Here is a 24,606-nt window from a genome sequence, read left to right on the forward strand (position 1 = left end):
GTTCTGCTGAATACTGCTTCACACGATCTCTCTTGCCCGTCCCCGGTTGGTATTTACTTCATCAGGTGACGCGACAACTATTCTGACACCGGGGGCTTCTGACAGGTATCGCCGCGGTGTGAATTCGCGTCTACTCAGTGTTGCAGGCGCGGCAAGCCCAGTCGCCCACTTTTCCCGTTCACCACCATTCATACCAAGGAGAAACCCACATGGCCATCTACACCACCAGGGAAGGCGTCGAACTCTATTACAAGGACTGGGGCAGCGGCCAGCCCATCGTGTTCTGCCACGGTTGGCCGTTGAACTCGGACAGCTGGGAATCGCAGATGATCTTCCTCGCCGGCCAGGGCTACCGCTGCATCGCCCACGACCGCCGCGGCCACGGTCGCTCGAGCTAGCCGTGGGACGGCAACGACATGGACCACTACGCCGACGACCTGGCCGAGCTGCTCGACCACCTGGACGTCAGGGACGCGGTGCTGTTCGGCTTTTCGACGGGCGGCGGCGAAGTGGCGCGTTATATCGGCCGCCACGGCACCGCACGCATCGCCAAGGCCGGCCTGATCTCGGCGGTGCCGCCGCTGATGCTCAAGACCGAGGCCAATCCGGGCGGCCTGCCGCGCGAGGTGTTCGACGGCCTGCGCGCCAGCCAGCTGGCCGACCGCGCCCAGTTCTACCTGGACATCCCGAGCGGCCCGTTCTACGGCTTCAACCGGCCAGGAGCGAAGGTCTCGCAAGGGCTGATCCAGTCGTGGTGGATGCAGGGCATGCTGGGCGGCCACAAGAACACCTACGACTCGATCAAGGCGTTCTCGGAGACCGACTTCACCGAAGACCTGAAGAAATTCACGATCCCGACCCTGATCATCCACGGCGACGACGACCAGGTCGTGCCGATCGACGCCGCCGGACGCGCCTCCAGGCGCCTGGTGCCGCACGCGCAGCTGATCGTGTATCCGGGCGCGCCGCACGGCCTGACCGACACCCACAAGGACCAGGTCAATGCCGACCTGCTGGCCTTCGTGCGCGGCTGAGCATTGACGGGCGCGGATCGGCGCGGTGCTATAGAATCCGCATCCTCGGTGCGGATTGCACCATTCATGTTCAGAGGTACGCCGTGTTCCCCGTTTCCGCCCTCGACATGGGCGCCGCCATGAAGACCCTGGTGCTGACGCTCGACCTGGTCGGCACCTTCGTGTTCGCCCTGAGCGGCGCCACCGCCGGACTGCGGCGCCAGCTCGACCTGTTCGGCGTGCTGGTGCTGTCCTTCGTCGCCGCCACCTCGGGCGGCATCGTGCGCGACCTGTTGATCGGCGCCACGCCGCCGGCCGCCTTCACCGACTGGCGCTACCTGGGCGTGTCGCTGCTGGCCGGGGTGGCGATCTTCTTCTGGTCGCCCGCCGTGCACCGCCTGCGCCACCCGGTGCTGGTGTTCGACGGCGCCGGGCTGGCCCTGTTCTGCGTCGCCGGCGCCCAGAAGGCGCTGGTGTTCGGCCTGGAGCCGGTGATGGCGGCGCTGCTCGGCATGTTGACCGGCATCGGCGGCGGCGTCGCGCGCGACGTGCTGCTGTCGAACGTGCCGGCCGTGTTCAGGTCGGACATCTACGCCGTCGCCGCCCTGGCCGGGGCCACCGTGGTGGTGCTTGGTGACGCCCTGGGGCTGCCCAGCACCCCGACCGCGCTGGCCGGCGCCGCCCTGTGCTTCGGCCTGCGCCTGGCCGCCATCCGCTACGGCTGGCACCTGCCGACGGCGCGCGCGCCGGAACCGGCGGAGGCAGACAAGGACGCCGGCCGCGACGGCCGCTGAGCCTAGAAATACTTCGACAGGTAGAACGCGCCGGAGTCCGGAAAGATCGTCACCACACGGGCATTGCCCAGTTGCGGCAGCAGGCGGGCGATCCCCGCCGCCACGCAGGCGCTCGAACCGCCGGCCAGGATGCCCTCTTCGCGCGCCAGCCGGTGGATCCAGGCCAGCGCTTCTTCGTCCGGCACCTGGACCACGTCGTCGACCACCCTCGGATCGAACACGGGCGACGGACAGCCCTTGCCGACGCCCTCGATCGCGCTGGAGAATTCGCCGTTCGCCGGCAGGTCGGTCACCAGCTTCCGGTAGGCCGAATCCAGCGGTTCGACCCCGATCACGCGGATCGACGGATCGCGCTCCTTCAGGTAACGCCCGATGCCCGAGATCGTCCCGCCCGAGCCGACGCCGCACACGAAGACGTCGATCTCGCCCTTCATCTGCGACCACAGCTCGGGGGCGGTGTCGCCGTAGTGCGCCTGGCTGTTCAGGCTCGAGCGATACTGGTCGAGGTGGTGGGCGCCGCCCTGGCGCGCGATGTCCAGGGCCGTCTCCTGGTAGTCCGGGCCGCGTTCGGCGTCGCATACGCGCACCGTGGCGCCATAGGCTTCGATGCGCCGGATCTTTTCACGGCTGGTGGCGACCGGGACGGCGACCTCGCAGTCCAGGCCGAGCACGGCGCTGGCCATCGCCAGGGCCGCGCCGGTGTTGCCGGAAGACGCCTCGACCACGCGCCCGGCCTCCGGCGGCAACTTGCGCAGCATCGCCCGCACCATGCGGTCCTTGATGCTGCCGCCGGGATTCATGAATTCCAGCTTCGCCACCACATTGGCCGTCGCGAACACGCGGCCGAGCCTGACCACCGGGGTGTTGCCGATCGCTTCCATGACAGATGACTTGATCTCGGATTGCACGCCGCTTCCTTTCGAGCCAGACCCGCGATGCCATATCCGCCGGGGCGGATATGCCAGCTGCATGCGAGGCACAACGAACAAGCGCCCGCACAAGGGCGGGCGCTGACGGTGCATCGTCATAACAGGATGCATGACGATTGTAGTGCTTAATCTGCGTCAATGTCAGGAATATTTTCGGCGCTATTTCCCCGAGGCTAAAAAGTGAGAGCGGAAGTGAGAGCAGAAGCGAGAGCAAGTCAGGTGCGCGCCCCGAGACCGAGGCCCGGTTCCAGCTGGCCGGTAACCGACGGCTCGACCGGTTCGCGCTGCAGCACCTTGCGGTACAGCACCCCGGCCAGCGCACCGCCGAGCAAGGGGGCCAGCCAGAACAGCCACAGCTGGGCCATCGCCCAGCCGCCGACGAACAGCGCCGGGCCGGTGCTGCGCGCCGGGTTGACCGAGGTGTTCGTCACCGGGATGCTGATCAGGTGCACCAGGGCCAGGGCCAGGCCGATCGCGATGCCGGCGAACCCGACCGGCGCCCGCTGATGGGTCGCGCCCAGCACCACCAGCACGAACATGAAGCTCATCACCAGTTCGCACACCAAGGCCGCGCCGAGCGAATAGCCGCCCGGCGAGTGCTCGCCATAGCCATTCGCCGCGAAGCCGGCCTGGACGTCGAAGCCCGCCTTGCCGCTCGCGATCACATAGATCAGGGCCGCGGCCAGCACGGCGCCGACCACCTGCGCCACGACGTAGGGCGCCAGGTGGCGCGCCGGGAAGCGTCCGCCGGCCCACAGGCCCACCGACACGGCGGGATTGAAATGGCCGCCCGAGATCGGGCCGAGCGCATAGGCCGCCGTCAGGACGGTCAGGCCGAAGGCCAGCGAGACCCCGGTCAGGCCGATGCCGACCTCGGGAAAGGTGGCGGCCAGCACGGCGCTGCCGCAGCCGCCCAGCACCAGCCAGAATGTGCCGATGAATTCGGCCAAGAGTTTGTTCAACATGACGCTCCTCCCCCATCGTGCCGGGCGCACGTACGGCGCGCGCCTGCGGATCGCCATCCTGCGCTGTCCACGCCGTCGGCAGCGAACACCGCGCCCGCCTCGAGTTCGAGGGTCTCGCGCACCAGCTGGGCCAGCGACGTGGCGCCCATCTTTTCCATGACCCGGGCGCGGTGCACCTTGATGGTCTTTTCGGCGATCCCGACGCCGGTCGACATCCTGGTCTCGCACAGCGTCAGCAACCCCCATGGCCAGTCGCTGGCCCGGGTGGCGTCGAGCGCGGTGGGCGAGTGAGCTAGCGCGCCAGCAGGCGGCGCAGCTGGGCCGCCTGGTAGGCGCCGAAGGTATCGCCGAACAGGCAGCGGATCAAGGGATCGTCGACCACGTCGGCATCCATCAGTTCGCGCTCGGCATCCGGCGCGAAGCGCTCGTCATTGATGCGCATGTACATCGAGGTCAGCGACTCGCCCAGCTCGAGCGCCGCATACAGCTTGGCGGCCGGGACCTCGGTGCTCCAGCCGAGCGGGCCGGCGGCGCCGTCCAGCAGTTCCGCGCTGTCGCCTTCAAGGCGATAGTGATAGTGGCAGGCCTGGCCGGCATGGTCGAACAGCGACAAGCGCCAGATGCGGGGCCGGTCGAAATACACCGACCCGGCTTCGATGTCGCCATACCTGGCCACCAGCTCCCGGCGGCAGTACTCGGCCACGCGCGCCTGCTCCTGCGCGTTCAACGGCGCGAAATGGCGCGCGATCTCGCCCGTGGACGGGGGCGCGGCATTGCCGGCATAGGCGTAGTCGACGTCCTGCTCGCCCACCGGAACGACCCACGCCAGCGGCGGCGCCGGGTGCAGGCCGGCGGCGTCGAGCCGCACCGACACCGAGGGGTTCAGGCGCACCACCCGCGCCTCCGGCAAGGCCGCTCCCACCTCGTGCGCGAAGCGGGCGTAGGAGATCGGGAAGAAGGCGCGGTTATACCAGGACCACGGCTCCTGCCGGAACTGGCAGGAGCTCGGCACGATGTAGCGCGGCGCCAGCGCGCGCAGCTGGACCAGCCACTGTTCGGGCAGGCCGGGCGGCGCCGCGGCGTGGCGCGACGGCGCCAGCACCTCGAGCTCGCGCATCGTCTGGAACGGCCACAGCACTATGTCCCATGGCCCCTGCGCGACCAGCTGGCCCAGCGTGTCGTCGTCGATCCAGGAGTCGACCACGTTCAGCACGTTCATGCCGGCGGCGCGCACCTGGAACATCGAGTCGACGTCGATATCCATCGCCTCGCGCGCGATCACCGTGAACGGCCCGACCTCGACCGCCCGGTCCAGGGCCAGCGCGTGGACGTTGGTGAACCCCAGCTGGCGCAGCATGTCGAACAGCGCCCCGAACTGGCAATACAGGTGGATCGGCGTCGCGCGCTCCAGCAGGTCGAGGCTGTCGAGCGAGCAGTGGTCGTCGTGGAAGTGCGAGATGAACACGGCGTCGAAGCGCTGGCGCCGGATGGCCTCCAGGTCGAAGCGCACGTCGGGGAAGGCATGGCAGTTGCGGCTGAACGGGTTCTCGAAGATGGGGTCGAAGGCGATGCGCCTGCCCTCGCACTCGAAGACATACCCCGCGTGCAGGATCCTCGATATCGTCAGCTCCGCCATGCCCTGCTCTCTCCCCGTGAAAGGGGGCATTCTACAACGCCGGCCGCCCGCGCCGCCCGTCTGCCTGTAGAATCGCCTCTTTACTCAGCCAGCCGTCCCCATGTCGACACCGCACTCCCAGCAGACCCACCCGGAACTGATCCTCGGCCTCGACGACCGCCCGCCCCCGCTGCTCGGCATGCTGGCCGCCCTGCAGCACCTGCTGGCCATCATCGTCCCCATCGTCACGCCGGGCCTGCTGATCTGCCAGGCGCTGGGCGTTTCGAGCCGCGACACCAACCTGATCGTCTCGATGTCGCTGGTCGTCTCCGGCATCGCCACCTTCGTGCAATGCCGCCGCTTCGGTCCGTTCGGCGCGGGCCTCCTGATCGTGCAGGGCACCAGCTTCAATTTCGTCGGCCCGCTGATCGCCGGCGGCGCCCTGATGGTCAAGCAGGGCACGCCGGTGGAGGCGGTGATGGCGGCGATCTTCGGCGTCGTGGTGGCCGGCTCCTTCATCGAGATGGGCGTCTCGCGCGTGCTGCCCTTCGTCAAGCGCCTGATCACGCCCTTGGTGACGGGCATCGTGGTGCTGATGATCGGCCTCACCCTGATCAAGGTCGGCCTGATCAGCATGGGCGGTGGCTACGCGGCCATGGCGGGCGGCAGCTTCGCCAACGGCGAGAACCTGCTGCTGTCCGGCGTGGTGCTGGCCATCATCGTGATCCTGAACCGGGCGCCGGTGGTCTGGATGCGCAGCGCCGCCATCGTCATCGCACTCGGCGTCGGCTATGCGCTGGCCGGCTGGATGGGGCGTCTGGACTTCAGCGGCATGCACGAGGCGCCGCTGTTCCAGGTGCCCACGCCGCTGCACTTCGGCCTGGGCTTTTCGTGGTCGCTGTTCATCCCGATGATCGTCATCTACCTGGTCACCTCGCTGGAGGCGATCGGCGACGTGACGGCCACCAGCAAGGTCTCGCGCCAGCCGGTCGAAGGGCCGCTGTGGATGGCGCGCATCAAGGGCGGGGTGCTGGTCAACGGCGCCAACTCCCTGCTGGCCGGCATGTTCAACACCTTCCCGAGTTCGATCTTCGCCCAGAACAACGGCGTGATCCAGCTGACCGGCATCGCCAGCCGCCACGTCGGCATGTGGATCGCCCTGTTCCTGGTGATCCTGGGCCTGTTTCCCGCGGTCGCCGGCGTGATCCAGGCGGTGCCCGAACCGGTGCTGGGCGGCGCCGCCATGGTCATGTTCGGCGCGGTCGCCGCGGCCGGCATCAACATCCTGGCCAGCGTCACCCTCGACCGCCGCGCGCTCCTGGTGATCGCGGTCTCGCTGGCGCTGGGGCTGGGCGTGTCCCAGGTGCCCGAATTCCTGGCCCATATGCCGGGCGCGGTGCGCAATGTGCTCGAATCCGGCGTCGCCACCGGCGGCCTGTGCGCGCTGCTGCTGAACTGGTTCTTGCCCGAGCCGGCGGCGGCGAAGGAAGCGCGGTGAACTGGAAGCGGCTGGCCAGGAGCCTGGCGGCGCTGGCGGTCGTGGCCGCGACGGCCTGGGGCGCGCTCGCGCTGTGGTTCCAGCTGGCGCCGGCGCTCGCGCTGGCCCTGGGCGGCGCCTGGACCCTGCTCGGCCTGGCCGTGGCGCTGGTCCTGGCGCGCACGCCGGGCTGGCGGCACGAACGCAGGCTGCTGCTGGCCGGCGCGCTGGCGGCGCTCGCGATGCTGGGATGGTGGCAGTCGCTCGCGCCGTCGCACGATCGTCCATGGGCCGACGACGTGGCGCGCCTGCTGGAATCGACGGTGGACGGCGACCGCCTGGAACTGCGCAATGTGCGCGCCTTCGAGTGGCGCACCGAGACCGACTACACGCCGCGCTGGGAAACGCGGCGCTACGACCTGTCGCGCCTCGAATCGGCCGACCTGATCCTGTCGTACTGGATGGGGCCGCACATCGCCCACACGCTGGTGTCGTTCGGCTTCAGCGACGGCCAGCGACTGGTGTTCTCGCTCGAGATCCGCAAGGAACGCGACGAAACGTTCTCGGCGCTCGGCGGATTTTTCCGCAAGTTCGAGCAGGTGATCGTCGCCGCCGACGAGCGCGACCTGATCCGCACGCGCAGCAATGCGCGCGGCGAGCAGGTCTACCTGTACCGGCTGCGCGCGACGCCGGCGCAGCTGCGCTCGGTGCTGCTCGACTACCTGGCGCGCGCCGAACGGCTGCGCGGCCAGCCCGAGTTCTACAACACCCTGACCAGCAACTGCACCACGATCCTGTTCGAGCTGGCGCGCCATATCGACCCGACGCTGCCGCTCGACTACCGGCTGCTGGCCTCCGGCCATTTCGCCGAGTATGCCTACGACCAGGGCGCGCTTACCCCGGGCCTGCCGTATGCGATGCTGCGCGAACGCGGCCACATCAATGCCCGCGCCCGCAAGTCCGACCGCGACGCCGACGACTATTCACGCGCCATCCGCGCCGGCGTGCCGGGCATCGCCCCGAACGATTAGCGCGCCTGCAGGGCCGCGATCCGCTCCTCGATCGGCGGATGGCTGGAGAACAGCGCCAGCGCGCCGCCCTTGCCCGAGATGCCGAACGCGCTCATGTTCTTCGGCAGCTCGCCTTCGGCCATGCCGCCCAGGCGGCGCAGCGCCGCGATCATCGGCTGCGGCTGGCCCATGATGCTGGCGGCGCCGCGGTCGGCGCGGAACTCGCGCTGGCGCGAGAACCAGGCCACGATGATGCTGGCCAGGATGCCGAACACGATCTCGCACACGATCACGGTGACCATGTAGCCGATGCCGGGGCCGGTGTTTTCCTCGTCATTCTTGCGCAGCAAGCCGTCCACGAAGTAGCCGACGATGCGCGCCAGGAAGATCACGAAGGTGTTGACCACGCCCTGGATCAGGGTCAGCGTGACCATGTCGCCGTTGGCGATGTGGGCCACCTCGTGGGCCAGCACGGCTTCGACTTCCTGCTCGGTCATCGACTGCAGCAGGCCGGTCGACACCGCGACCAGCGACGAGTTCTTCGTCGCGCCGGTGGCGAAGGCGTTCGGTTCGCCCTCGTAGATCGCCACTTCAGGCATGCCGATGCCCGCGCGCTGGGCCTGGGCCGCCACCGTGTTCAGCAGCCACTGCTCGGTCGGGTTGGAAGGCTGGGCGATGACGCGGGCGCCGGTCGACCATTTGGCGATCGGCTTGGACAGCAGCAGCGAGATGAAGGCGCCGCCAAAGCCCATCAGGCCGGCGAACATCAGCAGCTTGGGCAGGTCCAGGCCGTTCGAGGTGAGGAAGCGGTTGACGCCCAGCAGGCTGGCGGTGATGCCCAGCACCAGCATGATGCCCAGGTTGGTCGCGATAAACAACAGAGTACGTTTCATGATGTCCTTCTTGGTACGGTTACGGTAAAAAAACGGGTTCAGGCGGCCTGCGCGGCATCGTCGGCCGCGATACGCCGGACCAGCACCCTGGCGATGCGGCGCTCCTCGACGCTCAGGATGCGGTAGCGCAGGCCGTCGATCTCGATCTCCTGGCCCGGCTCCGGCAAGCTCTCGAAGCGCGCCAGCAGGAAGCCGGCCAGCGAGGTGTAGTCGTCGTCGCTGCTGACCAGCCCCCCGGTCTCCAGCACCTGCTCCAGCTGGTGCAGGTCGGCGGTGCCGATGACTTCCCACTCGCCGGGCCCCTTGGGCTGGATCGCCAGCTGCTCGTCCTCGTCGGGGAACTCGCCGGCGATCGCTTCCAGGATGTCGACCGGGGTCAACAGGCCCTGGACGATGCCGAATTCGTCGGTCACCAGCACCAGCTGGCCGTGGGCGCGCTTGAGCGTATCCATGGCCTTGAGCACGCCGGCGGTATCGGGCAGCAGGATCGGCTTGCGGATTGGTCCAGTGGCGCCATTGCCGTCGTCGACCACGTCGTCGATGCGCGCCTGCAGCACCAGCTGGCTGATCAGGTCCTTGGTGCGGGCGATGCCGACCAGGTTGTCGAGCTGGCCGCGGCCGACCGGCATCCGGCTGTGCGGCGACTCCTGCAGCTGGCGCAGGATGGCGTCGGCCTCGTCGTCGAGGTTAACCCAGGACATCTCGGAGCGCGGCGTCATGATCGAGCGGATCGAGCGGTCGGCCAGGGTCAGCACGCCGCTGACCATATTGCGCTCCTCGACGCCGAAGGCCTGCGCCTCGTCGATCTGCTCGTCCTGGCCGTCCGGCTCGGCATCCTGGCGCCGCTTGCCGCCCATCAGGCGCAGCACGGTGTCGGCGGTGCGGTCGCGCAGCGGCAGGCGCGCCTCGTTCTTGAGGAAGTTACGGCGCGCGAACTGGTTCAGGGTCTCGATCAGGATCGAGAAGCCGATCGCCGCGTACAGATAGCCTTTCGGGATGTGGAAGCCCAGGCCCTCGGCCACCAGCGACAGGCCGATCATCAGCAGGAAGGAGAGGCACAGCACGACCACGGTCGGATGCGCGTTGACGAAGCGGGTCAGCGGCTTGGACGCCAGGATCATGACGCCGATCGAAATGATCACGGCCGCCATCATGACGCCCAGTTCGTCGACCATGCCGACCGCGGTGATCACGGCGTCGAGCGAGAACACGGCGTCCAGCACCACGATCTGCGCCACCACGGCGCCGAAGCTGGCATACACCTTCGACTGGGTATGGACGCGGGTCACGCCTTCCAGGCGCTCGTGCAGCTCGACCGTGGCCTTGAACAGCAGGAACACGCCGCCCAGCAGCAGGATCAGGTCGCGCCCCGAGGGCGACCACGGTCCCAGCGCGAACAGCGGCGTGGTCAGCGTCACCAGCCAGGACACGATGGTCAACAGGCCCAGGCGCATCAGCATGGCCAGGGTCAGGCCGATCAGGCGCGCCTTGTCGCGCTGGTGCGGCGGCAGCTTGTCGGCCAGGATCGCGATGAAGATCAGGTTGTCGATGCCCAGGACGATTTCCAGGACAACGAGTGTGAGCAGACCCGCCCAGATTGCCGGGTCGAATAGCCATTCCATGGTGTTACCTCGTTATTTTGCTAAAAGTGTGTCGCGGCCGCGATCGCGGGCACGGCGGCGCGGTCGGATCGACGCGCGTCGCGATGCAAGGATCGTGATCGGCCAGGGGCGCCGCGACTGCGGCGAAGGCAGGCCTTCAGGCCTCGCGCGGGGGTTTTAGCGGCGGGAACGAGGAATGGTTGGCGCGCGGCGGCGACCGGGGCGCGATCGCCCCGCCCGGCAGGCCGGACAGCTGCAGGCCGAGCTCTTCGTGCACGGAGTCGTGGACGTCGGCGCCGGCCGGCGGTTCATCGGGATCGATGTCGCAGGCGGATTGGCAATCGTAGCCGCCCGCCAGGTAGGCGTCGGCGAACAGCGGCACGGCGGCATCGGTCTCGAGCGCAGCCGTGTGGATGAGGACTTCGGAAGGTGTGACGTGTTCCGTCGCTGCGGCGGGCTGCATCGCGGATGCGGCCATGGCCAGGGCAAACATGTTCAGGGGGAGCAACAGGGTCAGGCAGATGACGAAAAATCGTCTCATATACGGTGCGAGAGTCGGAACGGCGCCAGTATAGCATGTCGCTTCAGCTCCGTTCCGCTCATGCAGCAGGACGCCGTCATGCCGGTGACACGGAACGACGCTAGACTGGAATGGATCGTTCACCGTCCAACATCCGTTTCCAGAGGAGGCCGCCATGCCTGCCGCCCAATCCACCGACCTCAACCAGCGCGTGCAGCGCGACCTCACCGACAGCTACGACGAAGAGCTCGAACTGGAACTCGACGACCGCGACCTCGATTCCGACACGCTGCTGCCCACGCCCACCCGCAGCGAGCAGGAGAAAGAAGCCCGGCGCCAGTATTTCCATGAGCTGTTCCGCCTGCAGGCCGAGCTGGTCAAGCTGCAGGACTGGGTCGTGCACACCGGCCACAAGGTCGTGATCCTGTTCGAGGGGCGCGACGCCGCCGGCAAGGGCGGCGTCATCAAGCGCATCGCCCAGCGCCTCAATCCGCGCGTGTGCCGGGTGGCGGCGCTGCCGGCGCCGAACGACCGCGAGCGCACCCAGTGGTATTTCCAGCGCTACGTGTCGCACCTGCCGGCGGCGGGCGAGATCGTGCTGTTCGACCGCAGCTGGTACAACCGCGCCGGGGTCGAACGCGTGATGGGCTTCTGCACCGACGCCCAGTACGAGGAATTCTTCCAGACCGTGCCGGAGTTCGAACGCATGCTGGTGCGCTCCGGCATCCAGCTGATCAAGTACTGGTTCTCGATCTCGGACGAGGAACAGAACGCACGCTTCCTGAGCCGCATCCACGATCCACTGAAACAGTGGAAACTGAGCCCGATGGACCTGGAATCGCGCCGGCGCTGGGAAGAATACACGCGGGCCAAGGAAATCATGCTCGAGCGCACCCATATCCCGGAGGCGCGCTGGTGGGTGGTGCAAGGGGTCGACAAGAAGCGGGCCCGCCTGAACTGCATCCATCACCTGCTCCAGCAGATGCCTTACGTCGAGGTCGAGCGGCCGGCGATCGAGCTGCCTCAACGCGAATATCACGACGATTACGTGCGGCGGCCAGTGCCGCCGGAGATCATCGTGCCGGAAGTGTTCTAGGCACCGGCCGGCACGCAGCAGGCTTGTAAAGCGGGTCGACGATTTCCTGTCCCGGAACTGTTTTTTTTTGCTAAGCTTCAGATCGACTTGCTGCGTGGCCATCCCGTTGCGCCGACGGCGCTGGCGGGGTGGGACGGGACTTCCTGGACTGGACTGATGACCTTGCAAGAGTATCTCGAGACAAATTGTTGTACTCAGCTGGACGACGACGAGGCCGCGCTCGAAGCGTTGCGGGAGAACAGCGTCGGCATGCATGGCCCGGCCAGCGGGCCGGACTGGCAGCGCCAGGTGCGGGCACTGTACCGGCGCGGCATCTCGATCGAGACCGCTCTGCAGTTTCTGTATCACGAGCGCCCCGGCCGCGCAGCGTTCCAGTCCTGGTTGCTGGAGCACGGCCGCCCACCACCTGCCGCCCCCGACCCAACCGCGTACGCGGACGGCGGCCCGCTGTCGGCGGACCAGCGGCAATTCTGGGACCGCCATGGCTACCTCGTGCTGCCGGGCGTCGTGCCGCGCGCGCAGTGCGATGCGGCGCGCCAGGCGATCTGGGATTTTCTCGGGGCCAGCGCCGACGATCCCGGTTCCTGGTATCGCGAGCATCCCGGCAAGCGCGGCATGATGCTCGACTTCTACGACCATCCTGCGCTGGCCGCCAACCGCGCAGCGCCGCTGGTGCGCCGGGTCTGCGAACAACTGTATGGCGCCACGGCGATCTATCCGTCGATCGACAAGGTCAGCTTCAACCCGCCCGAGTCGGGCTCCTGGCGTTTCCACGGCAGCCCGCTGCATTGGGACGCAAGCCTGAGCCTGCCGATGCCGTTCCGCTTGCAGGGTTTGCTGTACCTCGGCGATTGCGGGCCGCTCGATGGCGCCTTCCACTGCGTTCCCGGCTTTCACCGGCGCCTTCCCGACTGGCTGGCGCGCGTGCCGGCGGGCGTGCATCCACGCGACTGGGCGCAGCGCGACCTCGAGCCGGCGCCGGTGCCGGGCCAGGCCGGCGACTTCATCCTGTGGCACCAGGCGCTGCCCCATTGCGCCACGCCGAACCGCGGCGCGCTGCCGCGCATGGTGCAATACCTGACCTACCTGCCCGATACCCTGGACCATCCGGTGCAATGGATCTGACCATGCACGACGCGGGCAGCGACGGGCGCGCCGCCGTGGGCAAGCACGCGCCCGGGGGCGCCTATATGCCGACGTCGCCTGCGTCCACTGAAGGCGCGGCCTGCGGCGTCGAGCTCGGGCCATCCGTGAACGGCCGCCCGCCATCCCACTCCAGGCGGTCGATGCACATCCGGCGCGCGCTCTGGCCGACGTCCCAGGCGTGATACACGATCCAGCTCTCGCTGCCGTCGGGCGAACTGGTGAAGCTGTTGTGTCCGGGGCCGACGACGAGTCCCGGACGGCTGCGCATCAGGAGCGCATCCGTGCCGCCCGCCGGACGGCGGTAGGGGCCGAGCGGATGGTCGGCCGTCACCCAGCTGATGCCGTAGTTCTCGCGCTCCCAGGCGCCGCCGCTGTAGAAGCAGTAGATGACGCCGTCGCGCGCCTGCACCGCGGCGCCCTCCACCGTGTGCCAGTCGCGCACCGCCCCATGGATCTGGCGGCCCTTGCGAAACAGGTGCCAGTCGTGGTGCGGCCGCACCGCCACGCGCGGCTCCCCGGCCAGCGTGCGCATGTCGAGCAGGCGGTCGACCACGATCCCGGTGCCGACCCGCTGGTCACCGTCGGGCTCCAGGAAATCGACGCAGTAGAACAAATACCACTGGCCGTCGCGGTCGCGGAAAGGATGGGCGTCAATGGAAAACGGCTGGTCCGGCACGAGCAGCGCGCCGCTGTCGACGAAGGGGCCTGCCGGGTGATCCGCCAGCGCTACCCGCAGCCGCTGGTCGGTTCCCTCGGGCGCGCTCCCCGACGAGTAGTACATGTAGAAACGGCCTTCGTGACAGGCCACCTCGGGCGCCCAGTAGTCGGTGTCGCCGTTCGGCGCCAGCGCATGGCCCAACGACTCCCACGCGACCAGGTCGTTCGAGCGCAGCACCGGGACCTGGCGGCCGTCGGCGCCGGCGGGAGCGGTGCCGTAGGCATAGTAGACGCCCTCGTGCCTGAGCACGAAGGGATCGGCCATGGGGTGCGGATATACCGGGTTCTGGTAGGTTCGCTGCATCGTCTCTCCTGTGCGGCTCACATCTTGAAGCGCAGGCTCACGCCATAGGTCGTGGGGTTGTAGCGGATGTCGCGCGGCTGATAGGGACCGAGCGAACTCTGGAATTTGGCGCGGGTCAGGTTGATCGCGTCGAACTGCAGCGACAGCCGCGGATTGAGTTCGTAGCCGATGCTCAGGTCGACGAAGGTGGTGGCCTGGACCACCCGGTCCTGGTTGAACGGCGGTTCGGCGATCTGTTCCACATAGTCGCCGCGGCGCGTCGCCGCCAGGCGGCCGGTGATGCCGTGGCCTTCGTACAGCAGCGCCACATTGTAATTCTGGCGCGCCACGCCCACCAGCGCGGTCGTGGTGAAGGCGTCGCTGTCGAAGGCGGTCTTGCTTTCGTTATCGCCGTCAATCCAGGTATAGTTGAACTGCGCGCCAAACCCGCTCCACGGGCCGGGCAGGAAGTCGAAGAACTTCTGGATGCCGAATTCGGCGCCGCGCAGCGTGCCCTGGCCCGAGTTCTGCGGGCGCGTCACCATAGATCAGGGCGCGTACGCCGACGCGCCCAAGTTCCTTCATGCTTTCCATCCTGGCGATGCCCAGCACCACCATGGCGAAGATGACCGGTGCGAACACCATCTTGATCAGGCGGATGAAGACGTCGCCGAGCGGCTTGAGATCGACGCCAAGCTGCGGGTAGAGAAATCCGAGCAGGCCGCCGGCGACGACGCCGATCAGGACCTGCACGTACAGTTTTCCAAAGAAGCGCGTTGACATGGTGTCTCCTTGATGTATGCGGCGTCCCCTCTTCGCTCTGCGGCGAGATGTGTTGCGGGACCCGTGCAGGATGGCGCACGGCCTGGCAGGCCGGCGCCGGCGGGTGCTGACGTAGCCTGGCTCAGGCGGCGGCGCGCTCGCGGCCCGCGCCGATGAAGTCGCAGACCGCCCGCGTCACCTCGGCCGTGGTGGCCGCGCCGCCCAGGTCTCCGGTGTGCAGCGCCGGCGTGCTGGTCACGCACTCGATGGCCTGCATGACCTGCGCCGCCGCGGCGTGCTCGCCCAGGTGCTCGAGGAGCATCACGACCGACCAGAAGGTGCCGATCGGATTGGCCAGTCCCTTGCCCATGATGTCGAAGGCGGAACCGTGGATCGGTTCGAACATCGATGGGTAACGCCGCTCGGGATCGATATTGCCGGTCGGGGCGATGCCCAGGCTGCCGGCGAGGGCCGCCGCCAGGTCGCTCAGGATGTCGGCGTGCAGGTTGGTGGCGACGATGGTGTCGAGCGTGGCCGGGCGGTTGACCATGCGCGCGGTCGCGGCGTCGACCAGCTCCTTGTCCCAGCTCACGTCCGGGAACTCCTTCGACACCTGCAGCGCGATCTCGTCCCACATCACCATGGCGTGGCGTTGGGCATTGCTCTTGGTGATGACCGTCAGCAGCTTGCGCGGACGCGACTGCGCCAGCCGGAAGGCGAAACGCAGGATGCGCTCGACCCCGACCCGGGTCATCATGCTGACGTCGGTCGCGGCCTCGATCGGGTGACCCTGGTGCACGCGCCCGCCGACGCCCGAGTATTCGCCTTCCGAGTTCTCGCGCACGATCACCCAGTTCAGGTCTTCGGCGCGGCAGCGCTTGAGCGGCGCGTCGATGCCCGGCAGGATGCGGGTCGGCCGCACGTTGGCGTACTGGTCGAAGCCCTGGCAGATCTTCAGGCGCAGGCCCCACAGGGTGATATGGTCGGCGATGTCCGGGTCGCCGGCCGAGCCGAACAGGATGGCGTCCTTGCCGCGCAGGGCCTCCAGGCCGTCGGCCGGCATCATGACGCCATGCCTGCGGTAATAGTCGCCGCCCCAGTCAAAATCCTCGAAGGCGAACTGGAAGCTGCCGCTGGTGGCGGCCAGCGCCGCCAGGACTTCGCGGCTGGCCGGGATGACTTCCTTGCCGATGCCGTCGCCGGGAATGGTGGCGATATGATAGGTTTTCATGCTGCGGTCTCCGTACAGTGAGTGATATTGTCGGCTCACTGTAGCGCGCCGTCCCGGCGCACGAACTACCGCGGACTCAAACCATTATCAACTCCCAGTTGACAATGCCGCGTGACTCGGGCGGTCCCGGCCCATGCTCGCCTCGTAACAGAAAACGAAAAAGCGCCGCCGGCGCCCGTCGACCTGACGGGTGCCGGCGGCGCCATGGCCACGCGCCGGATCAGTGCTTGGTATCGCCCTTGTCCGCCGTGTGCAGCTCGTGCTCCTTGACCAGCTTGCGCACCTTGGCTACTTCAGCCGCGCCGACCGGCGAAGCCTGGTTGCCCCAGCTGCTGCGAACGAAGGTCACCAGCTGCGCGGTCTCTTCATCCGACAGGCGCCATGCGAAGCCCGGCATGCCCAGGTCGGACGGCGCCGTGTGGGTCGACGGCAGGCGCGCGCCGGCCAGGATCACGCGGATCAGCGAGGTCGGGTCGGCCGAGAGCACGGTCGGATTGCCCGGCAGCGCAGGGAACACGTCGCCGGCCGCCTTGCCGTCCACGCGGTGGCAGGCCGCGCAGTTGTCCAGGTAGAGCTGGACGCCGCGTTCGCTGTCGTTGCCCTGCATGATCTTCTGCACGGTGGCGTCGCTGGCGGCGAAGGTGGCCTTCTTGTTGCCGCTCTTCGGCAGGCTCTTGATGTAGAGCGCCATCGCCATCAGGTCGGCATCAAGCATGTTCTGGGTGCTGTGCTTGACCACGTCCTGCATCGGCTCGCCCAGCACGCCCGAGTGCTTGTTACGGGCGGTCTTGAGCGTGTCGACGATGTCCTGCGCCGTCCAGTTGCCCATGCCGTCGACCTTGTCGCCGCGCAGGTTGACCGCCAGCCAGCCATCGATCAGCGGACCGCCGGCCAGGTATTCCGGACCGGATTCGTCCAGCGCCAGTTCGTTGAGCGTCGCCGCACGCGGGGTGTGGCAGCTGCCGCAGTGGCCCAGGCTCTGCACCAGGTAGGCGCCGCGGGCGATCTTCTGGTCGGCGTACTTCGTCAGGTCCATCGGGCCCTGCACCGGCACGAAGGTCTTGCGCCAGATGCCCAGCGGCCAGCGCATCGACAGCGGCCAGCTGATCTCGTTGTCGCGGTTGGCCTGCTTGACCGGCTCGACGCCGTGCATGAAGTAGGCGTACAGCGCGCGCATGTCGTCGTCGCTCATGCGGGCATACGACGGGAACGGCATCGCCGGATACAGGGTGCCGCCGCTCGGCACGATGCCGTGGCGGACCGCACGATCGAAATCGTCCAGCGAGTAGTTGCCGATGCCGGTTTCCTTGTCCGGCGTGACGTTGGTCGCGTACATATTACCGATCGGCGACTGAATCACGCGGCCGCCGGCGAACTCCTTGCCGCCCGGCGCCGTGTGGCAGGCGATACAGTCGGACGCGGTGGCGACGTAGCGGCCCTTCTCGATCAGGCCGGCGTCAGGCTTGGCGCCATTGGCCAGATTGGCGAGCTGCGGACCCGGTTCGATCTTGCGGGTCTCGGTCGGCGCCACGGCATAGCCGTAGGCGCCGGCAAGGACCACCGCGCCGGCGATGGCGAGACCGAGGACGATTTTCTTGACAGGTTTTTGTTTGGTCATGTGTTCGTCCTCTTATGCCTGCACCAGCGGGCCCGGGTTCTTGATGTACTGTTCCCGGATCGCTTTCGCGCACCAGTAGGCCAGCGCGCCGACCATGCCGGTCGGGTTGTAGCCGTTGTTCTGCGGGAAGGCGTTGGCGCCCGGCGCGAACACGTTCGGCACGTCCCACGACTGCAGGTACTTGTTCAGGGCCGAGGTCTTCGGATTGGCGCCCATGATCGCGCCGCCGACCGTGTGCGTGCTCTGGTACTGGTTGATGTTGTAGTGCGTGCCCGGCTTCTTGGCATCGCCCTTGGTCGCCAGCGGATTCAGGACCTTGCACATCTCCTGCGCCTTGTCGACCAGGTAGGCCGACGCCGCGATCTCGTTGTCATGCCAGTCGAAGGTCATGCGCAGCAGCGGACGGCCGAAGGCGTCCTTGTAGTTCGGGTCCAGGTCCAGGTAGGCGTCGTCGTAGGCCATGCACGAACCCTGCACTTCGTAGTAGAACGAGTGACGCATCGCGTCCTTGGCGCCCTTCTTCCAGTCGCTGCCCCAGTTCGGCACGCCCGGCGCGGTGGCGATGCCGCGCACCGGACCGCCGCCCGGCTGGCGCGCCCAGATCACGCCGCCGCCGACGAAGCCCGACTTGGTCGGATCGTTGCGGTTGCCGTTCAGGTCGTCGAAGGTGGTGCCGCCGCCGCCGATGCCCATGAACTGGTTGGCGTGCACGTTCTTGTCGAAGAACAGCGAGACGCGGTTCAGGTTCTGGTACGAGTAGTTCCTGCCGACGGTGCCGGTCTTGGTCACCGGGTCGTAGGCCGGGCCGATCTTCGACACCAGCATCAGGTGCACGTTATACAGCGAGAACGCGCCCAGGATGACGATGTCCGCCGGCTGTTCGCATTCCTGGCCGCCGGCATCGAGATAGTTCACGCCGGTGGCCATCTTGCCATCCGCCGTCAGGTTCACCTTCAGCACCTGGGCCAGGGTGCGCATCTCGAAATTCTTGCGGCCACGCAGCACCGGGAAGATGTTGATGTTCGGGCTGGCCTTCGAGTAGTTCAGGCAGCCGTAGTCCGAGCAGAAGCCGCAGAAGTTGCACGGGCCCATCTGGCAGCCGTACGGGTTGACATAGCTGGCCGAGGTGTTCGAGGCCGGGATCGGGAACGGGTGGTAACCCATTTCGCGCGCCGCCTTGTAGAACATTTCGCCGCCCAGGTAGTCCGGGTTCGGTCCCAGCGGGTATTCGCGCGAACGCGAGCCTTCGAACGGGTTGCCGCCTTCGACCACCTTGCCGTTCAACACGCCAGCCTTGCCCGAGGTGCCGCACACGTATTCGAAGTGCGAGAAATGCGGCTCCAGCTCTTCATAGGTGATCGGGAAATCCTGGATCGACATGCCTTCCGGCATGATCTTCTTGCCGTAGCGCTGCTCCATCGTGCTGCGCAGGTTGAAGTCTTCCGGCAGCGCGCGGAAGTGCACGCCCGACCAGTGCGAACCCGCGCCGCCCACGCCGGTGCCCGGCTTGAACGAGCCCATGCGGCGCTTCGGCACGGCCACGGTGTTCAGGTTGTGGCGGATGGTCACGGTTTCTTGCGCCAGCGACTGCAGGTATTTGCGGTGCACCGAGCCTTCGAGCTCGTCGATCACGCGCGGATAGGCGAAGTCGGTCTGCGTGTCGCGGTCCGGGCCGCGTTCCAGGATGACCACGTTCAGGCCAGCGTCCGTCAATTCCTTGGCCATGATGGCGCCGACCCAGCCGGCGCCGACGATGACCACGTCTTTTTTCTCTTTTACGATTGCCATATTCTCTTATCCCCTCCGTCCAGCCAGGTCCACCGGTCCCAACGGATACGGTTTGTCGCGAATCTTCACCCACTCCAGGTAGTCGCCCCGCATGCCGGGGTAACCGATCATCTTCCAGGCGCCCATGTCCTTGTTGCCGCCGTGGCTAGGATCGGAGAAGTAGCCGGCGCGGGTCTCGGCCAGGAAGTCGGCGAAGAAGGTCTTCGACGAGATGTCGGCGAGCTTGATCTTGCCGCCTTCGAGTTCCTTGAGGACCGATTCCTGCATGCGCACGTCGAGGTCGGCGAAGGCCTTGCCCGAGTAGGTCTTGGCGCAATAGGCATCCACGTTGGCGATGCCGACGCGGATGATGTCCTTCAGCGCCAGCTTGCCCTGGTAACCGAACTCCGAAGTCGCTTCCAGGAACGGGCCCTGCATATACCAGATGCTGCCGGATGCGTACGGCGACTGCATGTGGCGATCGATGAACTCGGGCACGCCCAGTTCGACGGCGCCGGGGCCGTGCTCGTCATGCGGAATCAGGCGATCGACCGCGGCGATCACGAATTTCCATTCCTTCGCGTTGAAGAACTTGGGCGTGTAGGGATTCGGCTTGCCTTCCGGTGCTGCGGTGGCGGTGGCATTGGCGTTGGGCAGACCCTGATGGATGGCTGCCGCCGCTGCGCCCGCGCCCATGGGCACGAACACCAGGCTCTTGATGAGGCGCCGCCGCGATGGGGATTGCTGATCGTCGGACATGAAGTCTCTCTCTCAATGTGAAGAATGTATTTTGTATGCAAAATGCAAGATACATAGTACCAACAACCGCCCTACTATGCCAAATTGAAATATTGGTGATCAATAATTTCCGTAAAGAAAATTTGAAATGGAAAGGGGTTGAGCGCGAGAAACAGCAGGAGTCATAACGGCCGACAAGCACATTGAGGTTGCAACCATAAGTTGCATCACGCGAGCGCGGCGCTGGTGCTAGAATGGCTATTTCGAAAGTTCAGAAGTTTTAGAATGTTCTCATTTCACGGTTCGGTCGACAGCAGTAGCCTGATTTGACGGACGCTAGCCTGCGCTTCGGCACGCGCCGATCCGCTGTTCGCAGGCGCCAGGACGAGGTGGAGAGATCGGACGCCAAACCAGCCGCACGCCATGTGCGCAGTCGGAAGGCACTGTCGCGCAGCGTCGGGCCTGAAACTTGGTCACCCTGCCCTCATATGGATGGGACCTTCGGGCGCTGATGGCGCTTGTTGCGCAAATGAAACGTCCGCGCCGTGTCCGCCACGCGACATGGGTCGACCGGTTCACGAGGTTAAGCCTGGTTTCAACAATGCAAATACGCCTGAATGATAGAATTCCTCCAAAATTATGGAAGTGGAGACATTGATGCAAAACTCGGAAGTTGTACCGGCCGCGGAGCCCGGCGTTGCCGCGCCCTCCCTTCCAAAGCTGGCGCGGCAACACCTGCATGAGACGGTGGTGTCCCACCTGCGCCGGCTGATCGTCGAATCCGTCTTTCCGCCTGGGATGAAGCTCAACGAACGGGAGCTGTGCGAAACCATGGGCATCTCGCGCACCCCGCTGCGCGAAGCCCTGAAGGCGCTGGCCGCGGAGGGCCTGATCGAGATCTCGCCGAACCGCGGCGCCTCGGTCTACAAGATGTCGCAGCAAGAAGTATGGGAAACCTTCGAGTTCGTCAGCGGTCTCGAAGCCCTCGCGGGCGAACACGCGTGCGCACGGATCACGCCCGAGGAAGTCGCCGAAATCCGGGCGCTGCACGATGCGATGCTGACCTGCCGCGAACAGGGTGACCTGCCCGGCTACTACAGCCGCAACCAGGCGATCCACAACAAGATCTCCGAAGCGGCGCGCAACTCGGTGCTGCACCACACCTATCTGAACATGAACCGGCGGCTGCAGTCCTTGCGCCTCAAGTCGAACATCAAGCCGGAGAAATGGGACCAGGCGATCGAAGAACATCGCCAGATGATGGAGGCGCTCGAGGCGCGCGACGGCAAGCGCCTGGCGGCGATCCTGTCGCTTCACTTGCTGGACAAGCGCAATTCGGTGATGGAGATGGTGGACGACGCCGCGCCATTGCGCAAGGTGTCCTGACCTTCGCGCTACGCCGATCCACCAGCGTTGCACTGCAGGGCGCCGGCCTCCCATCAGGACGCCGGCGCCTTCGTTTTGCCGCCCCGCCGGACGGCGTTTACATCCGGAACCGCAGGCTCAGGCCATAGGTCGTCGGGTTGTAGCGCACGTCGCGCGGCATGTATTCGCCCAGCGAGCTCTCGAACTTGGCGCGGGTCAGGTTGATCGCGTCGAACTGCAGCGAGACCTTGTCGTTGATCTCGTAGCCGATGCTCAGGTCGACGAAGGTCGCGGCCTTGACCACGCGGTCCTGGTTGAACGGCGCCTCGGCGATCTGCTCGACGTAGTCGCCGCGGCGGGTCGCGGCCAGGCGGCCGGTGATGCCGTTGCCCTCGTATAGCAGCGCGAAGTTGTAGCTCTTCTTGGCCACGCCGGTCAGCGGCGTGGTCGTATAGGTGTCGCTGTCGAACGCGGTGCGGCTCTGGTTCTCGCCGTCGATCCAGGTGTAGTTGGCCTGGGCGCCGAAGTTGGCCCATGGGCCGGGCAGGAAGTCGAAGAACTTCTGGACCCCGAATTCGGCCCCGCGCAGCCGGCCCTTGCCCGAGTTCTGCGGACGCGTCACGCGATACACCTGGCCGTCGATGACTTCGTCGCGCGTGAAGCTCTGCTCGTAGCCGTCGATGTCGCGGTGGAACAGCGCGACCTGGGCGAAGCCGTTCTTCTGGAAGTAGTATTCGAGCGTGGCGTCGATATTGGTCGAGCGGGTCGGCTCCAGGTAGGGATTGCCGGCGCTGCCGCTGCCCGGCACGTTGACGGTCGACGGCACCAGGGTCAGGGCCGGATTGAGCGTCCCGAAGTTCGGCCGGGTGATGGTCTTGCCTACCGAGAAGTGCGACTGCAGGTCTTCGGTCCAGCCGACCACCGCCGAAGCGCTCGGCAGGTAATTGGTTTCGTAGGTCGACAGGTCGACGTTCGACACCTCGTCGCCGATCCGGGTCATGCCGCTCAGCTCGCGATTCAGGCGCACCACGCGCCCGCCGATTTCACCCTTGACGTCGATGCCGCCCGGGTTGGCGGCCCAGCGCGCGGCCAGGTACAGGGTCGCGTTGCGTTCGCGCTGGTCGAACAGGCGGCCCGGGTCGTCCGGCACGCGGCCGCTGGCGGCGCCGTACAGGTTGCGCACGGCGTCGGCATTGTCGATCAGGTAGTCGGACGACGGGCCGTACCAGGCGCCGCCCAGGCGATCGAGGCCCGGCACTTGCGCCTGGAACGACGGGCCGAGGGCGCCGATGGCGCTTGGACGCTCGCCGGTGAAATCGGCGTGGCCTTCGGCGCCGTGGTAGCTGGCCTTGCGCGAGGACAGGCGCAGGCCGCCCAGCAGGGCCGTGAAGAACCCGTCGCCGCCCAGGCGATACGTGGCGTCGGTGCGCCATTGCAGCTGGCTGCCGGTCTGCTCGTTCCAGTTCTGGACCATGCCGCGCAGCACGTAGTTGCGTGGGTCCTGCAGCGCATTGCCGCCGCTGCCCGGCAGCGTGATCGCATTGAAGCCGCCGTGGCCGTCGGCGCCATACGAATACACGCTGGCGCTGGCGCCCGGCACCTGCTGGTCGACGATCACGGTGTCGTTGACGAACCTGGAGCGGGTATAGCCGAACTGCGAATCGACGCTGAGCGGTCCGTCGGCGTATTTCAGGCCGAGGTTCAGGTAGTGGGTGGCGGTGCGCTCGTTCTGGCCCCAGGTGCTGGACGCCGTGTACGGGTCCCAGTCATAGGCATTGCCGAACTGCGCGGCCGGCGCGCTGGCGGCCAGGATCGGGCAGATCGCGCCCTGCGGGGTGGCACAGGCGCTGCCTTGCGGCGCCATCACCACATCGGTCAGGCGCGGCGCCCAGGTGGCGTTGCTCATCACGTAGTTGACGCCGGTGCGGCCCTGGTAACCCATGCCCAGGTACTGGGCGTTGGCCGTCAGACGTGGATTGACCTTCCACTGGAAGGCGCCGTGCACGCTCTGGCGCTCGCGCTGGCCGGCGTTGTAGATGCCGCCGATGTTCGGCAGCTGGCCCAGCACGTCGCCCGGCGCGGCCGGCGCATACGGGCCGACGTTGCCCAGGCGCGTGGCGCTGCCGTCCGGGCTGACCGAGAACACATTGTCGGGACGGTCGACGTACTGCACCGGGAAGGCCCAGTTGTCGCGGTTGACGGCGACGTCGAACAGCGCCCCCATCTCGCCGAAGTCGGTGTCCCAGCGGTTGCTGACCAGGAAGCCGCCGCCCGGGCTGTGCTTGTCCGAGGTATTGCCGCTGCCATTGGTCTGGTTGACGCGGTCCTCGACGTAGCCGGTCGCGGTGAAGCCCTTGTTGTCGAACGGCGCGCGCAGGCGGATGTTGACGGCGCCGGCGATGCCGCCCTCGAACTGGTTGGCGGTGGCCGACTTATACACTTCCATGCCGGCGATCGACTGCACCGGCAAGTCCTGGTAGGACAGGCGGCGGCCGGCGGCGGTGAAGATCTCGTTGCCGTCGAGCGTGGTCGCCACGTCGGGCAGACCGCGGATGATCACGGTGCTGGTCTCGCCGCGGTCGCGCCCCACCTGCACGCCGGCGACGCGCTGCAGCGCGTCGCCCGCCTGGCGGTCGGGGAACTTGCCGATGTCGTCGGCATTGATGGCATCCACCACCTGCGCGGCGTCGCGCTTGATGTCCTCGGCCGAGCGCAGGCTCTGGCGCAGGCCGGTGACCTGGACCACGGCGGCGGCTGGCGCGGCCTGGGGCGCCGGCGCGGCTGGCGCGGCTGGTACAGCTGGAGCAGCGGGGACGGCAGGTGCGACTGGAGAGGATTCGGCCGCCGGCGCGGTCTGTTCGGTGGCGTCGGTTGCGGCGGCGGTTTGCGCCAGGGCTGGCGCGCCGTAGGCCGACATCAGCATGATGGCGGCGCAGATCGGCTTGACTTTCAATCGGGTCATTCACTCTCCAATTCTGTGATTCGGGCTTGCGTACACGTGCTCCGGACATGCCGGGTCGCGCCCTTCGATACCAGCCTTAACGCTCTGGCATGTCATTCCGTTGA

General features: G+C 67.0%; 20 protein-coding genes and 2 pseudogenes. 7 read left to right on the plus strand and 15 right to left on the minus strand.

Going from position 1 to position 24,606, the window contains the following annotated elements:
- Positions 1-209: 209 nt before the first annotated feature.
- Positions 210-1,034, plus strand: a pseudogene (locus ABIB42_RS18180) (alpha/beta fold hydrolase).
- 83 nt (positions 1,035-1,117) lie between these two features.
- Positions 1,118-1,807 carry a trimeric intracellular cation channel family protein gene (locus ABIB42_RS18185; protein ID WP_005670486.1) on the plus strand — a complete coding sequence of 230 codons (690 nt, stop codon included), beginning with the start codon at positions 1,118-1,120 and terminating at the stop codon, positions 1,805-1,807.
- Between the two features lie 2 nt (positions 1,808-1,809).
- Here ABIB42_RS18185 and ABIB42_RS18190 read toward each other — a convergent pair whose 3' ends face one another.
- The 4 genes from ABIB42_RS18190 to ABIB42_RS18205 all read right to left on the minus strand — a co-directional run bounded on the left by ABIB42_RS18190 (position 1,810) and on the right by ABIB42_RS18205 (position 5,337).
- On the minus strand, positions 1,810-2,715 hold the full coding sequence (locus ABIB42_RS18190) for a PLP-dependent cysteine synthase family protein (protein WP_429248756.1): 906 nt from the start codon (positions 2,713-2,715) through the stop codon (positions 1,810-1,812).
- A 236-nt stretch (positions 2,716-2,951) separates the two neighbouring features.
- On the minus strand, positions 2,952-3,701 hold the full coding sequence (gene aqpZ, locus ABIB42_RS18195) for an aquaporin Z (protein ID WP_005670483.1): 750 nt from the start codon (positions 3,699-3,701) through the stop codon (positions 2,952-2,954).
- Positions 3,695-3,940 (minus strand): LuxR C-terminal-related transcriptional regulator, encoded by a 246-nt coding sequence (locus ABIB42_RS18200; RefSeq protein ID WP_081589997.1) that lies wholly within the window; start codon positions 3,938-3,940, stop codon positions 3,695-3,697. The genes aqpZ and ABIB42_RS18200 overlap by 7 nt, the downstream gene beginning before the upstream one ends.
- 53 nt (positions 3,941-3,993) lie before the next feature.
- Positions 3,994-5,337, minus strand: a complete 1,344-nt coding sequence (locus ABIB42_RS18205) for an MBL fold metallo-hydrolase (RefSeq protein ID WP_429248789.1) — start codon at positions 5,335-5,337, stop codon at positions 3,994-3,996.
- A gap of 100 nt (positions 5,338-5,437) precedes the next feature.
- On the opposite strand from ABIB42_RS18205, the gene ABIB42_RS18210 reads away from it, so the two are divergent.
- Both ABIB42_RS18210 and ABIB42_RS18215 read left to right on the plus strand, forming a co-directional pair.
- Positions 5,438-6,814, plus strand: coding sequence for a uracil-xanthine permease family protein (locus tag ABIB42_RS18210; protein WP_429248757.1), 1,377 nt, complete (start codon positions 5,438-5,440; stop codon positions 6,812-6,814).
- Positions 6,811-7,824: a DUF4105 domain-containing protein gene (locus tag ABIB42_RS18215; protein ID WP_429248758.1), complete on the plus strand. Its 1,014-nt coding sequence runs from the start codon at positions 6,811-6,813 to the stop codon at positions 7,822-7,824. The genes ABIB42_RS18210 and ABIB42_RS18215 overlap by 4 nt, the downstream gene beginning before the upstream one ends.
- Here the strand turns inward: ABIB42_RS18215 and htpX are convergent.
- The 3 genes from htpX to ABIB42_RS18230 form a co-directional block, all read right to left on the minus strand.
- A complete protein-coding gene (htpX, locus tag ABIB42_RS18220; RefSeq protein WP_005670474.1) occupies positions 7,821-8,696 on the minus strand; it encodes a protease HtpX in 876 nt (291 codons plus the stop codon). The genes ABIB42_RS18215 and htpX overlap by 4 nt on opposite strands.
- Before the next feature lie 38 nt (positions 8,697-8,734).
- Positions 8,735-10,318: a TerC family protein gene (locus ABIB42_RS18225; protein ID WP_273028837.1), complete on the minus strand. Its 1,584-nt coding sequence runs from the start codon at positions 10,316-10,318 to the stop codon at positions 8,735-8,737.
- 136 nt (positions 10,319-10,454) lie between these two features.
- Positions 10,455-10,838, minus strand: coding sequence for a hypothetical protein (locus ABIB42_RS18230; protein ID WP_005670470.1), 384 nt, complete (start codon positions 10,836-10,838; stop codon positions 10,455-10,457).
- A 154-nt stretch (positions 10,839-10,992) separates the two neighbouring features.
- On the opposite strand from ABIB42_RS18230, the gene ppk2 reads away from it, so the two are divergent.
- Both ppk2 and ABIB42_RS18240 read left to right on the plus strand, forming a co-directional pair.
- The gene (gene ppk2 / locus ABIB42_RS18235) at positions 10,993-11,913 is read left to right on the plus strand and encodes a polyphosphate kinase 2 (protein WP_184235845.1); all 921 of its coding nucleotides are present in this window, start codon (positions 10,993-10,995) and stop codon (positions 11,911-11,913) included.
- A 156-nt stretch (positions 11,914-12,069) separates the two neighbouring features.
- Positions 12,070-13,038, plus strand: a complete 969-nt coding sequence (locus tag ABIB42_RS18240; protein ID WP_429248759.1) for a phytanoyl-CoA dioxygenase family protein — start codon at positions 12,070-12,072, stop codon at positions 13,036-13,038.
- Positions 13,039-13,099: 61 nt separating this feature from the next.
- On the opposite strand, the gene ABIB42_RS18245 is transcribed toward ABIB42_RS18240, so the two are convergent.
- The 7 genes and pseudogenes from ABIB42_RS18245 to ABIB42_RS18275 all read right to left on the minus strand — a co-directional run bounded on the left by ABIB42_RS18245 (position 13,100) and on the right by ABIB42_RS18275 (position 20,196).
- Positions 13,100-14,080, minus strand: coding sequence for a glycoside hydrolase family 43 protein (locus tag ABIB42_RS18245; RefSeq protein WP_184235839.1), 981 nt, complete (start codon positions 14,078-14,080; stop codon positions 13,100-13,102).
- A 17-nt stretch (positions 14,081-14,097) separates the two neighbouring features.
- Positions 14,098-14,601 (minus strand): TonB-dependent receptor domain-containing protein, encoded by a 504-nt coding sequence (locus ABIB42_RS18250; protein WP_273028845.1) that lies wholly within the window; start codon positions 14,599-14,601, stop codon positions 14,098-14,100.
- A 1-nt stretch (position 14,602) separates the two neighbouring features.
- A pseudogene (locus ABIB42_RS18255) lies at positions 14,603-14,842 on the minus strand (cation:dicarboxylate symporter family transporter); the annotation flags it as partial.
- A 121-nt stretch (positions 14,843-14,963) separates the two neighbouring features.
- The gene (locus ABIB42_RS18260; RefSeq protein WP_005670461.1) at positions 14,964-16,052 is read right to left on the minus strand and encodes a tartrate dehydrogenase; all 1,089 of its coding nucleotides are present in this window, start codon (positions 16,050-16,052) and stop codon (positions 14,964-14,966) included.
- A gap of 220 nt (positions 16,053-16,272) precedes the next feature.
- Positions 16,273-17,670, minus strand: a complete 1,398-nt coding sequence (locus tag ABIB42_RS18265) for a cytochrome c (RefSeq protein ID WP_005670459.1) — start codon at positions 17,668-17,670, stop codon at positions 16,273-16,275.
- A gap of 12 nt (positions 17,671-17,682) precedes the next feature.
- Positions 17,683-19,458 carry a GMC family oxidoreductase gene (locus ABIB42_RS18270; protein WP_429248760.1) on the minus strand — a complete coding sequence of 592 codons (1,776 nt, stop codon included), beginning with the start codon at positions 19,456-19,458 and terminating at the stop codon, positions 17,683-17,685.
- A gap of 6 nt (positions 19,459-19,464) precedes the next feature.
- Positions 19,465-20,196 carry a gluconate 2-dehydrogenase subunit 3 family protein gene (locus tag ABIB42_RS18275; protein ID WP_184235829.1) on the minus strand — a complete coding sequence of 244 codons (732 nt, stop codon included), beginning with the start codon at positions 20,194-20,196 and terminating at the stop codon, positions 19,465-19,467.
- A 636-nt stretch (positions 20,197-20,832) separates the two neighbouring features.
- Here ABIB42_RS18275 and ABIB42_RS18280 point away from each other — a divergent pair.
- The gene (locus ABIB42_RS18280; RefSeq protein ID WP_005670454.1) at positions 20,833-21,561 is read left to right on the plus strand and encodes a GntR family transcriptional regulator; all 729 of its coding nucleotides are present in this window, start codon (positions 20,833-20,835) and stop codon (positions 21,559-21,561) included.
- A gap of 97 nt (positions 21,562-21,658) precedes the next feature.
- Here ABIB42_RS18280 and ABIB42_RS18285 read toward each other — a convergent pair whose 3' ends face one another.
- Positions 21,659-24,502, minus strand: coding sequence for a TonB-dependent receptor (locus ABIB42_RS18285; protein WP_184235826.1), 2,844 nt, complete (start codon positions 24,500-24,502; stop codon positions 21,659-21,661).
- Positions 24,503-24,606 lie beyond the last annotated feature (104 nt).

This window comes from Massilia sp. UYP32 (assembly GCF_050434365.1).
GTDB lineage: Bacteria > Pseudomonadota > Gammaproteobacteria > Burkholderiales > Burkholderiaceae_D > Telluria > Telluria timonae.